Origin of the sequence: Frankia casuarinae (assembly GCF_000013345.1) — a bacterium.
Taxonomy (GTDB): Bacteria; Actinomycetota; Actinomycetes; order Frankiales; family Frankiaceae; genus Frankia; species Frankia casuarinae.
On record NC_007777.1, the window covers coordinates 777,156 to 790,759 of the forward strand.

Consider the following 13,604-nt stretch of genomic DNA (forward strand, 5'->3'; position numbering starts at 1 on the left):
ATCCGTCCGATGCTGGGGTCACGGGATCACCGGCGCGTTCAGATGTCGGGATCGAAGGTGAAGATGACGAGGGTGCCGAGGGCGACGACCAGGAACGCCGAGGTATAGAGTAGCGTCTTCAGCCAGAACCGGGTCTGGGGCCGCCCGGCGTAGTCGTTGATGATCGTGCGCAGGCCGTTGGTGCCGTGCAGCTCCGCCAGGAGCAGCATCACCAGGTCCCAGGTGCGCCAGAACGGTGACGCCCAGCGGCCGGCGACGAATCCGAAGTTCACCCGCTGCACCCCGCCGTCGAGGATGTTCATGATGAACAGGTGGCCGAGCACCAGAAAGAACAACAGCAGGCCGCTGACCCGCATGAATACCCAGGCGTAGAGCTCGAAGTTGGTGCGCGCCTTGGCGCTGCCCGGCTTCCCCCGCCGGCGGGAGAGCCCGGGGGTGCGGGGCGCGACGAGTTCCGGCGCGCGCGGGCCCGCCGGGCCACCGGGGGGAGCGGTCGTCATCAGGTCGTGCTCCCGAACAGCGTCTCGAAGGTGTGCAGCAGCATGCGGGAGGCGGCCGCAACCAGCAGCACGACGAAGATGACGAGCTCGACGTACAGCATCTGCTTCTGGTATCTCGGGCCGGACTCCCAGAAGTCGATCAACATGATCCGGATGCCGTTGAGGGCGTGGTACAGCACCGCCGCGACCAGGCCGACCTCGAGCAGGTTGACGATCGGGCTCTTGTAGACCTCGATCACCTCGTTGTACGACGTGGGGGAGACCCGGACGAGAGCGGTGTCGAGCACGTGGGCGAAGAGGAAGAAGAAGACCAGGACACCGGTGATCCGGTGGGCCACCCAGGACCACATACCCTCTCGACCGCGGTACAGCGTGCCCGCTGGTGCCTTCGGCAATGAAAGCTCCTCCGGATCGGCCCAGCCGATGGGCCGGAAAGGTCATGTCTGGGGGCGCTCTGGCGACCCGACACATCGTCGAGACGATGGTGCATCTCACCCAGATGCTAGTGCCGGGCCTGGTGGAGGGCATGTTCGGGCCGGGCGCGTCCGGGTGAACTCGGCCACAGGCGGCACTGGGACGCCCCACCCCCGGTTCCGGCGCCGTCCGGTGCCGGCCCGCTCCCCGAGCCGTCCCTCGACCGGGTCGTCAGGGCACGAAGGTGGTGGTTCCGGTCGGCGCCGGTGCCGTCGTCGAAACGACGGGCGGCGTTGTGCCCCCTGGAGAGGCCGGCGCCGTCCGGCTCGGCGAGGGGGTGACCCTGGGGGGTGGTGTCTGGGTCGGCGGCGGGGAGGTCTGAACCTGGGTGCTCGGCTGGGGAGTCGGGGTGGGTGTCTCCGTCGTCGGCGTCGTCGTTGGGGTCGCGGACGACGACGGCCGGGGGCGGGGGGTATAGCGCGGGGAGTCCGGGGCGACTACCTCAGACGCGGCGGACCGTGAAGTCACGGCCGGGGGGGATGAAGCGATGGTCGCGATGGGCGGTGGCGTGGTCTGCTGCGCGGTGACATCGTTCGGCCCGGGGGTCGAGCCGCCGGAGGTCAGACCGACGGTCAGGGCGATGGCCGCGCCCATCACGAGCATGGCCGCTCCGGCCACGACCGCGATCGTCCGCTGCCGACGCCGCTGGGGGTCGCCCGGTCCGCGACCGTGTCCGTCGTGGCGGGCAGGCTCGGCGCGGCGCCGGGCCTCGCCGAGGGGCAACAGTCCGGCGGCGTGATTGTCGTCGTCGAACAGATCCAGGTCGGAGGTCGCCGACACGGGGGTGACCGCGCCGATGCGGGTCACGTCGTCGTCCACCGAAGGCCCCGCCACGCTGTTGAGCCCGATGCTGGTCGGCGCGTCGTGGTCGGGGTCGGGCCGCGTCCGGCCGGGCGGTGCTGCGCGGTTCTGCGGCGTGGTCCGATCCGGCGGGATCACGCGGTTCGATGGGCCGGCGCGGTCGGGTTCCCTACGACCGGTGCGCGACCCGGCAGCGCCCGCGGCCGCCACGGCGGCCCCGCCAAGGGGGTTGAGCAGGGGATCCACGGTGACGTCGCGGTCAGCGGGGACGGGCGGCGCGGCGGCGGACGCCGGGCGGTTCGCCGGGCCCGGGACAGCCCCCTGGTCTCCCACGGCCGCCGAAGCTGCCTCGCCCGCCTGGACTCCCGCGGTCCCGGCGACACCGCCGCTCGACCCCGACCGGGAATCCGCGGCCGGTCCGGCGCCTGCTGCCGGCTCGGCCGGGTCGTCGAGGTTCTCCAGGCCGACGTCGACGGAACTCGCGTCCGTCTCCTCGTCAGTCCGAGGACGGGCGTGCATGACCGAAGCCGGTACCGGATTCGCATTGCGCGCGATCGGGATCAGCCGCCGGCGGATCTCCGTCACGTCGGGCCGCTCCTCGGCCGGCCGGTCCATCAGGTCACTGAGCAGGTTGCGCAACGGACCGGCTAGCCGGAAGGCCCGCCGGCGGCCCTCCACCACGGCGGTCAGTACGGCGTAGGTCTCCGGGCCCTCGAACGGAGGCTGACCCTCGACGGCCGAGTACAGCGTCGCGCCGAGCCCCCACAGGTCGCTCGCGGGAGTACCGGAGGAGCCCCGGACCCGCTCGGGAGCGATGTAGGCCGGGGAACCGACCAGGGCCCCAGTGCCGGTCAGGGTCACGTCGCCCTCGGTCGCGGCGATGCCGAAGTCGGTGAGCCGCACCCGGCCGTCCCGCCCGAGCAGGACGTTCCCGGGCTTGACGTCGCGGTGGAGCACGCCCGCCGAATGAGCCGCGGCGAGCGCGTCGGTCAGCGCCAGCCCGATCGCGGCGACCTGGTCGAAAGGCAGCGGGCCCTGGTTGCGGATCACATCGCCGAGGCTGTCCGCGTCGACGAGTTCCATGATGATCCAGTGCCGCTGATGTTCCTCGACCACGTCGTACACCGAGACGATGGCGGGACTGTGCAGCCTGGCCAGGGCGCGGGCCTCGCGAAGAACCCGGGCCCGAATCGCGTCGCGCTCGTTCTGCGCGCCGGCCATCGGCACGAGGATCTCTTTGATGGCGACCGGACGCTGGAGTAGTTCGTCCTCACCGCGCCAGACGACACCGGCTCCACCACGCCCGATGGGCGTGTCGAGCCGGTAGCGTTGCGCTACGTAGCGAGGTGTGCCGTGCCGGGAGGTGTCCGGGGGCACGCTTGCCGATTTAGCCATCGTGTCAAGTCTGACAGATGGACTGATGCGCGCGCCGGACGGCCCGCATCTTTCCGAACACTACGGGCACCGCAAATCCATCGATGACCGACATCACGGACCGGGCCGGAAGGTGGCGAACAACTGGCGCATCAACGGTTGATCCTGCAGCCACAGATCCTCCCTGGTATGCCAGTACAGGGCATATCCGTGGCCGTTGCGAATCGCACCCCGGTTGAGCACATGCACCATGACCCCGTCCGACCCGCGGTACCCGAACTCCCAGTCGGCCTGGTTGGTGCCATCCCCACCATCGCTGGGAGCCAGCCGTATCTGCCGATAATCCCGCACGCTCTGCCGGAAGCCGGCCTCGTTGCGTTGCCAGTCGCCGATGGCAGAGGTGTTTGCCTGCCTGACGCTACCGACACGTAGGAAGGACCGGGTAGCCGGGTCCACGAAGTCGACGTTTCCGGGTCCGCCGGGCCCCTCGCGGCGCTGCCAGTCCGAGGGGTACGCCACGGACCAGCCGGCGGTGGGATCGACGTAGGACACCCAGCCAGGCGGGCCCGTAACCGGGGTGGTTTCCCGGGCGACGGGGTCCCTGGCCGCCGCCGGATCCGCCAGGGCCGACCCGCCGGCTCCGGTCGGCGACGAGATGCCGCCGGTCTGGTTGGCCGAGGTGTCGCGGCTCCTGTCGTCCGGGCCCCCTGTCACCACGATCACGATGCCAATGATCGCGGCGGCGACCAGCGCCACGAGCGTCGCCACGGCGATGGTCACGCGACGTCGATCCCCGGCGCCGGGGTCGCGTGGCGGATCTTCCGCCGGCCCGATTCCTGCCGGCTCGATTCCCGCCGGCCCGTCGGGCGCCGGCCGCAGCCGGGCGGTCGACGGCGGGGAGGCCGGTGCGGCAGTGGCGAAGAGATTAGCCAGTTCGACGTCGCCGCCGGTGAGACCGTTGCCGTGCCCTCGGCCGATGAGCCGGGCCCGGGCCGGGATTCCGCCCAGGGCACGCATCCGGTCGATCGAGTGCATGCGCTCCAACGGCCCGGTGGGACGGGACCGAGGTGTCCGCGACGGCGTGGCCTCCTGACGCGTCTCGGTGTCCTGACGCGTCTCGGTGTCCGGCGTGGTCAGGGCGGCCACCGGTGCCGGGACGGCACTGATCCCGGAGACGGCACTGGTCTCCGACCGGACCTCGGTCTCCGGGAACCCGGTGACGTCGCCGGAGGGGACGGCTTCGGTGGCGGACTCGGCCGGTGTGGTCGGTATGGCCCGTGCGGCCGGGGAGGTGGTACGTGTCGATGAGCGGGGGCGAGTGGGCCGAGAAGGACGCGAGGGCCGGCGGACCGCATCTCGTTCGACTATCTCGCGCAGTCGCCTGCGTACGACGGTGAGCGGTGGTCGGCTCGCCTCGTGCGGGGCCATCAGGTCGTCGATCACCGGTATAAGCGGTCCGGCCAGCCGGAAGGGCTGGCGTCGTCCCTGAACCAGGGCGGCGAGCACCGAAATCGGGTCACCGCCGGTGAAGGGCGGGTAACCTTCGACGGTGGTGAACAGCGTGGCGCCCAGTCCCCACCGGTCACCCGCGGCGCTGCCGGCATCGCCACGGGCGCGTTCCGGCGGCAGGTAGGCGGGGGAGCCCATCACCATCCCGGTGCTGGTAAGCCGGGGATCCCCCTGGCTGACCGCGATGCCGAAGTCGGTCAGCCGGGCCCGGCCGTCCGCGGTCACCAGCACGTTGCTCGGCTTGACGTCGCGGTGCACCACGCCGAGCCGGTGCGCGGCCTCCAGGGCGTAGGCGAGGCTGATGCCGATCCGGCACGTCTCCTCGACCGGCAGCGGTCCGCGATCGTTGATGATTGTGGCGAGGGACCGGCCGTCAACGTATTCCATGATGATCCAGGGCAGCTCGCCATCGTCGATGACGTCGAGGACGGCGACGGCACCGGGATGATGCAGCCGACCGGCGGCGCGCGCCTCGCGCAGGACCCGCTCGCGGGTCAGGCCGCGTTCGTCCGCGTTCTCCCCGAGCGGCAGCCGTACTTCCTTGACTGCAACCACGCGCTGGAGCAGCTCGTCGGTGGCCCGGTGCACGACGCCGAATCCGCCGCGTCCGATGACCCCGTCGAGCCGGTACCGTCCCCCGACGAGGGTCACCGCCCTGGCCGAACCCGGATTGTCCGGGGACTCGCCTGCCATCCCGTCGTCCCTTCCGATCGCCGGTGGGGCCCGCGTCCATGGGATCACATCGTGGCCGGATCGTGGGGGGTCGGGCATGCTGGCGACAGCGACCGAACGGACCACGGACATGGGGTGGAGTGTGAACGACAAAGACTGGGAGCGGTTGCGGAACGCTGCTGTCCGTGTCGCACAGAGTGCCTACGCGCCCTACTCGGGTCTGCGGGTTGGTGCTGCCGCACTGGTCGTGGATCTGCCGGACGCCGCCGGACGTACCACCGGTGACGACCCGTGGATCGTCGTCGGCTGCAATGTCGAGAACGCGTCCTACGGCCTCGGGCTGTGCGCCGAATGCGGTCTCGTCTCGGCGCTGCACGCCAGAGGCGGTGGTCGGCTGCTGGCGTTCGCTTGCGTCGACTCCGACGGTGCGCCGTTGGCGCCCTGCGGACGGTGCCGTCAGCTGCTCTACGAGCACGGCGGGCCGGATCTGCTCGTCGCCATGGGCGACGGCGTGCGCACCATCGCGGACCTGCTCCCCGCAGCGTTCGGACCGCACGATCTGCCGGGTGTCGCGTGAGCGGAAGCTTCGACGTCGTCGATCTGATCCGGGCCAAGCGGGACGGTCGACCCGTCGATCCCCGGGCCGTCGACTGGCTCGTCGACGCCTACACCCGGGGTCTGGTTGCCGACGAGCAGATGTCGGCGTACCTGATGGCGGTGGTGTGGCGCGGGATGACTCCCGCCGAGCTGGACCGCTGGACCGCCGCAATGATCGACAGTGGGGAGCGCCTGGATCTGACCGGTGTGGGACGTCCCACCGTCGACAAACACTCCACCGGAGGGGTCGGCGACAAGGTCTCGCTCGTGCTGGTGCCGCTGGTCGCCGCCTGTGGGGCCGCGGTCCCACAGCTCGCCGGGCGGGGGCTCGGTCACACCGGTGGAACGCTGGACAAGATGGAGGCGATCCCCGGCTGGCGGGCGGATCTGTCGGCCGCCCGGATGCGTGAGCTCCTCGCCGAGGTGGGTGCGGTGATCGCCGCCGCGGGTGCCGGCCTCGCCCCGGCCGACCGCCGGCTCTACGCGCTGCGGGACGTCACCGGAACCGTCGAGTCGATCCCGCTCATCGCATCGTCGATCATGAGCAAGAAGATCGCCGAGGGCACGTCGGCGCTGGTCCTGGACGTCAAGGTCGGCTCCGGGGCCTTCATGACGTCGGTGGATGAGGCCCGTGAGCTCGCCCGGACGATGGTTCGGATCGGCGTTGCCGCCGGGGTCCGCACCGAGGCCCTGCTGACCGGGATGGACCATCCCCTCGGCCGGACCGCCGGGCATGCGCTGGAGGTGGCCGAGGCCGTGGAGACCCTCCGTGGTGGTGGGCCGGCGGATCTGGTGGAGGTCACCGTCGCGCTGGCCAGGGTGATGATCGACCTCGTCGCCGCCGAACTCGGCCACCGGTCCGGTGCTCTTCATGATCCCGCGCAGGTACTGGCTGCCGGGGACGCTTTTGCGGTGTGGCGGGCGATGGTCGCGGCCCAGGGCGGCGATCCGGACGCGCCGCTTCCGGCGGCGAGCCATGTCGAGACCGTCCCCGCGCCGGCGACCGGCCATCTCCACCGCCTGGACGCCCGAGCGGTCGGCCTGGCGGCCTGGCGGCTTGGCGCGGGCCGGGTCCGCAAGGAGGACGCGGTCTCCGCGACGGCGGGCGTGCGGTGGCGGGTGGGAATCGGTGACCCGGTCACGGCCGGCGAGCCGTTGCTGGAACTGCACACCGATGACCCGGCCAGCGTCGAGCGGGCCCGGGAGGCCCTGGCGGGAGCGGTGGAGGTCGCCGCGACGCCGCCCCCGAGCACACCGCTTGTCCTCGATCACATCAGCTGAACCGGTCCCGGCGGTCCGGGTCGTCATCGTGCCGTCGCTGTTCTGTCGTACCCGTGGCCTACCGTCGAGACGATGACGGAGGACATGATGACGAACGACGCACGGTCCCCGACGATCACGGTCGAGGATATCCGCCGGGTACCGAAGGTACTGCTTCATGATCATCTTGATGGCGGGCTCCGGCCGGCCACGGTGGTAGAGCTCGCCGACGAGACCGGTTACCGCGATCTGCCGACCACGGACGTCCACGCCCTGAGCACCTGGTTCCGTGGCGGCGCGCACAGCGGTTCGCTCGTCCGCTACCTGGAGACGTTCCGGCACACGGTGGGGGTGATGCAGACCCAGGATGCGATCATGCGGGTGGCGCGGGAGTGCGCGGAGGATCTCGCGGCCGACGGCGTCGTCTACGCCGAGGTGCGGTTCGCACCCGAGCTGCACCTCGAGCGCGGGCTGTCCCTGGACGCGGTGGTCGAGGCCGTGCTTGACGGGTTCCGAGCCGGTTCGGCCGGCACACCGCTGCACCTTCGCGCCCTGCTCACCGCGATGCGCCATCAGGCCCGTTCGCTGGAGATCGCGCAGCTCGCGGTCCGGTGGCGCGATGCCGGCGTGGTCGGGTTCGACATCGCGGGCGCCGAGGCGGGTAATCCGCCCACCCGTCACCTGGATGCCTTCCAATACATCCAGCGGGCGAACGGCCACTTCACGATCCATGCGGGCGAGGCGTTCGGCCTGCCGTCGATCTGGGAGGCCGTGCAGTGGTGCAACGCCGATCGGCTGGGGCACGCAGTGCGCATCGTCGATGACATCACGGTCGATCCGGACGGTAAGGCGATCCTCGGTGATCTCGCGAACTACGTGCGCGACGTCCGGGTGCCGCTGGAGATGTGTCCCTCGTCGAACGTGCACACCGGAGCCGCGCCAAGCATCGAGCGGCACCCCATCGGGCTGCTTCGCCGGCTGCAGTTCCGGGTCACGGTCAACACGGACAACAGGCTGATGAGCGGCGTGTCGCTGTCGAGTGAGTTCGCGACCCTCGTGGACGTCAACGGCTACGGCTGGTCCGACATCCGCTGGCTTACCCTCAACGCGATGAAGTCCGCCTTCCTGCCCTTCGACCGGCGGCTCGATTTCATCAACGACGTCATCAAGCCGGGCTATGCGGAGCTCGTCTCCGCGGAGTCAGCCTGATGAGCGGTGGTCCGCTGAGCGGTGGTCCGCTGAGCGGCGGTCCGCCGGGCGCTGAACCCGATCTGCTCGGTAGCGGGATCTCCGGGTCCGGGACGTCCGGGCCGGTGAGGCCCGCCTCGGATGTCCCGGTGAGGCCCGCCTCGGATGTCCCGGTGAGGCCCGCCTCGGATGTCCCGGTGAGGCCCGCCTCGGATGTCCCGGTGAGGCCCGCCTCGGATGTCGTGGTGGGAGCCGATGGTTGCCCGCGATGCCCGTGGGGTCTGTCCACGCCGGAGTACGTCGCCTACCACGACTACGAGTGGGGGCGTCCGGTCAGGGACACGGTCGGTCTGTTCGAGCGGCTGACCCTGGAGGCGTTCCAGTCCGGCCTGTCGTGGTTGACGATCCTGCGCAAGCGGTCGGCGTTCCGGGCGGCGTTCGCCGGATTCGACCCGGCAGCCGTGGCCGCGTTCGGTTCCGCGGATGTCGACCGGTTGCTCGCCGACGCCGGCATCGTCCGAAACCGTCGCAAGATCGAGGCGACGATCGTCAACGCCCGCGCCGTCCTTACGCTCGACCATCCTCTGGAGGAGCTGATCTGGTCGTTCCAGCCGGAGCCGACGGGGCGGGCGGCGCCGGCCACCCTCGCCGACGTGCCGGCGAAGACCCCCGAGTCGGTGGCGCTCGCCAAGGGGCTGCGCGCGGCCGGGTTCGTCTTCGTCGGTCCGACCACCGCCTATGCTCTGATGCAGGCCTGCGGGCTCGTTGATGATCATCTGTCTGGCTGCTGGGTGGCGGGGGGCGTGGGCTAGCCGTCAGATCTCGGCTGTGGCCGTCGGCGGCGGTTCAGTCCGTGGCCGTGAACCGGCCGGATGGGCTGGGTGGAGCTCCGGCGGATCATCCGGGGAAGCCGGTCACCTGGGAAAGCCGGCGAGCACATCCGCGGAGGCGGACAGCCCGAGCCGGGTCGCGCCGGCCTCGATCATCTCGATCGCCTTCTCGGTGGTGCGGATGCCGCCCGAGGCTTTGATGCCGAGCCGGCCACCCACGGCCGCCGCCATCGCCCGCACTGCGCGCACGCTGGCCCCGCCGGCCGGGTGGAAACCGGTGGAGGTCTTGACGAACTCGGCGCCGCCGGCCTCCGCTGCCCGGCAGGCGGCGCCGATGCTCTCGTCCGGCAGCAGGGCCGTCTCCAGGATGACCTTGAGCACGACGTCCGGCGGCACCGACAGCCGGACCTCGGTGATTTCGGTCTCGATCGCTCGCCAGTTCTCGTCCATCGCGTTGGCGATGTCGATGACCATGTCGATCTCCGTGGCGCCGTCCGCGACCGCCCGCCGCGCCTCCTCGGCCTTGATGACGGTCAGGTGCGTGCCGTGCGGAAAGCCGATGACAGAGGCGACGCCGAAGGCCGGCCTGACCTCACCGCGGTCCCGTCGGGTACTCGCGGCGGCCAGGTAGACATGGGTCGGCGCCACACAGACGGCACCGACACCCAGCTTGGCAGCCTCCCCGCACAGCGCGAGTATCTCCTCGCCGGTGGCGGACGGCTGTAGCAGTGTGTGGTCGACCATCCGGGCCACCTCGGCGCGCCGCAGGGTGGGGCGAGCGCCGGCGGCCGGTCGGGAGGGGGACTTCTCGGGTTCCTCGCCGGGACGGTCCGATCCTGCCGGAGCCGTTGTCATACGTTGCATCATTGCCGATCGCCCGGCTTCGCGTACGAGGAGTCCTTCCGTGCAGCTGCACATCGTCGACCATCCCCTCGCGGCCTCGTCGCTGACCGTCCTGCGGGACGAGCGCACGCCTCGGTCCCGGTTCCGGCCCGTCCTGTACGACCTGGCGATGATGCTCGTGTACGAGGCGACCCGTACGCTGCCGACGATGCCGGTCGCCGTCACGACTCCGCTGGCCACGACCTCCGGGGTGCGGCTGGCCGCGGAGCCGGTCGTCGTCCCGGTGCTGCGGGCCGGGCTCGGCATGCTGCCGGCGGCGCTCAACCTGCTTCCCGACGCCCACACCGCGTTCATCGGGCTCTCCCGCGACGAGACGACCTTCGAACCCACGGTCTACCTGGAGGCGGTGCCCAGCGATCTGGCCGGCCGCCCGGTGCTGCTGCTCGACCCGATGCTCGCCACCGGCGGTTCGGCCCTGCACTGTCTGCGGCTGCTCGCCGACCGCGGGGCGCGGGGCGTCACCGTGGTCTCCGTGGTGGCAGCACCGGAGGGCCTTGCGGCGCTGGAATCCGGTGGCCCTGCGGTCGGCACGGCGGACCTGACCGTTGTGACCGCCGTGGTCGACGAGAGATTGAACGAGACGGCCTATATTGTGCCCGGGCTCGGCGACGCGGGTGATCGGATCTTCGGCGAGATGTGATCTCCGTCGCGTCCGTCGAGCAGATTGCCCGCGGCCGTATGCAGGTGGAGCAGGCGTGCCGCGGCCTGGTCCCGAGCCGCGGGCACCGCGTCAACGGCATGCCCCGGCACCGGCTCCACGGTCTCGAGGTACACCTTCAGTTTGGGTTCGGTCCCGCTCGGGCGGAAGATCACCCGGTCCTCGTCGAGGAACAGCATGAGCACGTCGGCGGGTGGCAGAACCGGATGCGCCGCGTCGGCGCGGTCCACGGGGCGTGCGGGTCGAGGGGGAATGCCTCCCGCCGGTGCGTCCCCGTCCCGCGGACCGGCCAGCAGGTCACGGACCGCGGTGACGGGACGCCCGGCGAGGCTGGTCGGCGGCTGGGCCCGCAGGCGGTGCATCGTCTCGTCGATCTGGGTGACGTCGTCGAAGCGCGCCGAGCGTTGCCCCGTGAGATGGACACCGAGTCGTGCGGACAACTCGTCGAGTAGGTCTGGCAAGGTCCGGCCTCGTTGCTTCGCCCGCGCGGCGACCAGGGCGATGGCGAGGGCGGCGGTGATGCCGTCCTTGTCGCGGACCAGCTCCGGGGCGACGGCGTAGCCGAGTGCCTCCTCGTAGCCGAAGACCAGCCGCGCGTCCGCACGCATGATCCACTTGAATCCGGTCAGCGTCTCGGCGTAAGGAACGCCGACCTCGGCGGCCAGCGCACGCAGACCGGAGGAGCTGACGATGGTGGTCGCCACCGGACCGGGGCAGGAGTGCAGGACATGATCGGCGAGAAGCAGACCGACCTCGTCGCCGCTGAGTACCCGCCCTCCGACGGCGACGGCGCACCGGTCGGCGTCGGGATCGTTGGCGAGTACCAGATCGGCGTCGATGCGCTCGCCGAGCGCCAGAACCCGGTCCATCGCCCCCGCCTCCTCGGGGTTCGGCCACTGGACTGTCGGAAACTCCGGATCGGGTTCGGCCTGCTCGTGGACGACCCTGGGTGCGGCGAGACCCGCGGCGGTGAACACGGCGCCGAGAACGCCTGCGCCGACACCGTGCAACGGGGTGTACGCAACGGTCAGGGCCGTCGGGTCTGTGGTCACGTCTGTGCGTAGGTCGGTGGCTGTGGCTGTGGCGGTGGCTGTGGCGGTGGCTGCCCGGCCGGCCGTGGCCGCCGCGTGTATGTAGTCGTCGACGACATCCGCATCGAGCCTCCGCCAGGTCTCGGCGAGTGGGATCGCCCGGGCGGGGCCGGCAGCCGCGATCATTCCTTCGATCTCACGGTCCGCCGGAGCCACGAGCTGCGCTCCCCTCGCGGCGTCAGAGGAAGCATCACCCAGGTAGACCTTGTAGCCGTTGTCGGTGGCCGGATTGTGGCTGGCCGTGACCATCACGCCGGCGTCCGCGCCCAGCCTGCGCACGGCGAAGGCCAGCACCGGAGTGGGTAGCGGCCCGGGGAGTACCAGCGCCCGCAATCCGGCACCGGCGAACACCCGGGCGCTGTCGAGGGCGAACGCCTCGCTGCGATGCCGGGCGTCGTAGCCGACGACGACGGTCGCCGTCGAGGAATTCGGGGCCGCGGCCGAGCCCGGTGCGGCGTTCATGGAGCTCCCGGCCGTGGCCGGATCCGGCTTCGGTGCCGCCGGTGCTGGTGGTGCCGGTGCTGGTGGTGCCCTGCTCGTGAGCCAGGTGGCGAGTCCGGCGGCGGCGCGGCGCACCACGGCAGTGTTCATGCCGGCTGGACCGGCGCGCAGTGGCCCGCGCAACCCGGCTGTGCCGAACCGCAGCGGTCCGTGGAAACGTGTGGTCAGTTCCGCGAGCAGCGTGGCATCGTGACCCGCGCCGTCGCGCAGCCGGGCCAGTTCGGCCCGGTCGGCGGGATCCGGATCATCGTTCAGCCAGGCCTCGACCTGCTCGGCGAGCGGGCTGGGCAGGGACGTCGGGCTGGGCAGGGACGTCGGGCTGGGCAGGGACGTCGGGCCGGGCAGGGACGTCGGGCCGGGTCGGGACGCGGACGGCATCGCGATTCCGCCGCGGTCCTACAGCCGGGTGACGATGTCGGCGAGCAGGATACCCAGGCGTTCCGCGGCGGCGGCTCCCGCGGTCAGCACCTCGAGATGATCCAGCGGCTTGCCGCTCATCCCCGCCGCGAGGTTGGTGACCAGGGACAGGGCCAGCACCTCCGCTCCGGCGGCCCGCGCCGCGATCGTCTCGTGCACGGTCGACATGCCGACCAGGTCGGCTCCCAGGAGCCGCAGCATGCGGATCTCCGCGGGTGTCTCGAAGTGCGGACCGGGCAGTCCCGCATACACCCCTTCGGTCAGGGTGGGATCGACCTCGCGGGCAAGCGTCCGTAGCCGGGGGGAATAGGCGTCGGTCAGGTCGGTGAACGCCGGGCCGACCAGGGGCGAGCGGCCGGTCAGGTTCAGATGGTCAGCGACGAGGACGGGCTGGCCGACGTACATGTCCGCGCGCAGACCGCCGGCGGCGTTCGTCAGTATGACGGTCGACGCGCCGGCCGCACAGGCCAGGCGGACCGCGTGGACCACCCGGGACAGGTCATGGCCCTCGTACGGATGCACGCGACCCAGATAGATCAACAGGCGACGGTCGCCGAGCTGGACGGAGCGTGCGGTCGGCTTGTGCCCGGGAACGTCGGTGTTGGAGGGGAAGCCGCCGAGTTGGGTAAACGTGACCTCGGTGACGTCGGTCGCCTGCCGGGACAGTACATCGGCGGCCGGGGGCCAGCCCGATCCCAGCACAATCGCGATGTCGTGCCGGTCGGCTCCGGTCAGCTCGGCCAGGGTGGCGGCCGAGGCCGCCGCATTCGGTTCGTCCGCCTGTGCCCTCACCCGGCGACTGTACGGGGTGTGTGGAGGACACTGACGC

The 13,604-nt window shown here is 71.2% G+C and carries 12 protein-coding genes; 5 read left to right on the top strand and 7 right to left on the bottom strand.

Annotated elements, in window-relative coordinates; all coding sequences use genetic code 11:
• Positions 1-38: 38 nt before the first annotated feature.
• From FRANCCI3_RS03420 to FRANCCI3_RS03435, 4 genes are all read right to left on the bottom strand, one after another.
• On the bottom strand, positions 39-500 hold the full coding sequence (locus tag FRANCCI3_RS03420; RefSeq protein WP_011435133.1) for a succinate dehydrogenase hydrophobic membrane anchor subunit: 462 nt from the start codon (positions 498-500) through the stop codon (positions 39-41).
• Positions 500-895, bottom strand: a complete 396-nt coding sequence (gene sdhC, locus FRANCCI3_RS03425; RefSeq protein WP_011435134.1) for a succinate dehydrogenase, cytochrome b556 subunit — start codon at positions 893-895, stop codon at positions 500-502. Before sdhC ends, FRANCCI3_RS03420 begins: the two co-directional genes overlap by 1 nt.
• A 250-nt stretch (positions 896-1,145) precedes the next feature.
• A complete protein-coding gene (locus tag FRANCCI3_RS03430; protein ID WP_011435135.1) occupies positions 1,146-3,170 on the bottom strand; it encodes a serine/threonine-protein kinase in 2,025 nt (674 codons plus the stop codon).
• A 93-nt stretch (positions 3,171-3,263) separates the two neighbouring features.
• Positions 3,264-5,351: a serine/threonine-protein kinase gene (locus FRANCCI3_RS03435; RefSeq protein WP_011435136.1), complete on the bottom strand. Its 2,088-nt coding sequence runs from the start codon at positions 5,349-5,351 to the stop codon at positions 3,264-3,266.
• A 76-nt stretch (positions 5,352-5,427) separates the two neighbouring features.
• Between FRANCCI3_RS03435 and FRANCCI3_RS03440 the strand changes: the two genes are divergently transcribed.
• The 4 genes from FRANCCI3_RS03440 (at position 5,428) to FRANCCI3_RS03455 (ending at position 9,187) form a co-directional block, all read left to right on the top strand.
• Positions 5,428-5,907 (top strand): cytidine deaminase, encoded by a 480-nt coding sequence (locus FRANCCI3_RS03440; protein WP_011435137.1) that lies wholly within the window; start codon positions 5,428-5,430, stop codon positions 5,905-5,907.
• Positions 5,904-7,208: a thymidine phosphorylase gene (locus tag FRANCCI3_RS03445; protein WP_011435138.1), complete on the top strand. Its 1,305-nt coding sequence runs from the start codon at positions 5,904-5,906 to the stop codon at positions 7,206-7,208. Before FRANCCI3_RS03440 ends, FRANCCI3_RS03445 begins: the two co-directional genes overlap by 4 nt.
• Before the next feature lie 87 nt (positions 7,209-7,295).
• Positions 7,296-8,396, top strand: coding sequence for an adenosine deaminase (locus FRANCCI3_RS03450; RefSeq protein ID WP_011435139.1), 1,101 nt, complete (start codon positions 7,296-7,298; stop codon positions 8,394-8,396).
• 200 nt (positions 8,397-8,596) lie between these two features.
• On the top strand, positions 8,597-9,187 hold the full coding sequence (locus FRANCCI3_RS03455) for a DNA-3-methyladenine glycosylase I (RefSeq protein WP_035730889.1): 591 nt from the start codon (positions 8,597-8,599) through the stop codon (positions 9,185-9,187).
• Between the two features lie 102 nt (positions 9,188-9,289).
• On the opposite strand, the gene deoC is transcribed toward FRANCCI3_RS03455, so the two are convergent.
• Positions 9,290-10,069, bottom strand: coding sequence for a deoxyribose-phosphate aldolase (gene deoC, locus FRANCCI3_RS03460; RefSeq protein ID WP_108913196.1), 780 nt, complete (start codon positions 10,067-10,069; stop codon positions 9,290-9,292).
• A gap of 40 nt (positions 10,070-10,109) precedes the next feature.
• Between deoC and upp the strand changes: the two genes are divergently transcribed.
• Complete coding sequence (gene upp, locus FRANCCI3_RS03465) at positions 10,110-10,748, top strand: uracil phosphoribosyltransferase (protein WP_011435142.1); 639 nt, start codon at positions 10,110-10,112, stop codon at positions 10,746-10,748.
• Here the strand turns inward: upp and FRANCCI3_RS03470 are convergent.
• Positions 10,694-12,736, bottom strand: coding sequence for a phospho-sugar mutase (locus FRANCCI3_RS03470; protein ID WP_011435143.1), 2,043 nt, complete (start codon positions 12,734-12,736; stop codon positions 10,694-10,696). The two genes, upp and FRANCCI3_RS03470, sit on opposite strands and share 55 nt — an antisense overlap.
• An 18-nt stretch (positions 12,737-12,754) precedes the next feature.
• Positions 12,755-13,567, bottom strand: coding sequence for a purine-nucleoside phosphorylase (locus tag FRANCCI3_RS03475; protein WP_023839882.1), 813 nt, complete (start codon positions 13,565-13,567; stop codon positions 12,755-12,757).
• Between the last annotated feature and the right edge of the window lie 37 nt (positions 13,568-13,604).

What these genes read in the sequence shown, in the direction of transcription:
- FRANCCI3_RS03470 (WP_011435143.1), bottom strand. Translation starts at nt 12,736, where the DNA reads ATGCCGTCCGCGTCCCGACCCGGCCCGACGTCCCTGCCCGGCCCGACG.
- FRANCCI3_RS03450 (WP_011435139.1), top strand. Translation starts at nt 7,296, where the DNA reads ATGACGAACGACGCACGGTCCCCGACGATCACGGTCGAGGATATCCGC.
- FRANCCI3_RS03420 (WP_011435133.1), bottom strand. Translation starts at nt 500, where the DNA reads ATGACGACCGCTCCCCCCGGTGGCCCGGCGGGCCCGCGCGCGCCGGAA.
- deoC (WP_108913196.1), bottom strand. Translation starts at nt 10,069, where the DNA reads ATGCAACGTATGACAACGGCTCCGGCAGGATCGGACCGTCCCGGCGAG.
- FRANCCI3_RS03435 (WP_011435136.1), bottom strand. Translation starts at nt 5,351, where the DNA reads ATGGCAGGCGAGTCCCCGGACAATCCGGGTTCGGCCAGGGCGGTGACC.
- FRANCCI3_RS03440 (WP_011435137.1), top strand. Translation starts at nt 5,428, where the DNA reads ATGCTGGCGACAGCGACCGAACGGACCACGGACATGGGGTGGAGTGTG.
- FRANCCI3_RS03430 (WP_011435135.1), bottom strand. Translation starts at nt 3,170, where the DNA reads ATGGCTAAATCGGCAAGCGTGCCCCCGGACACCTCCCGGCACGGCACA.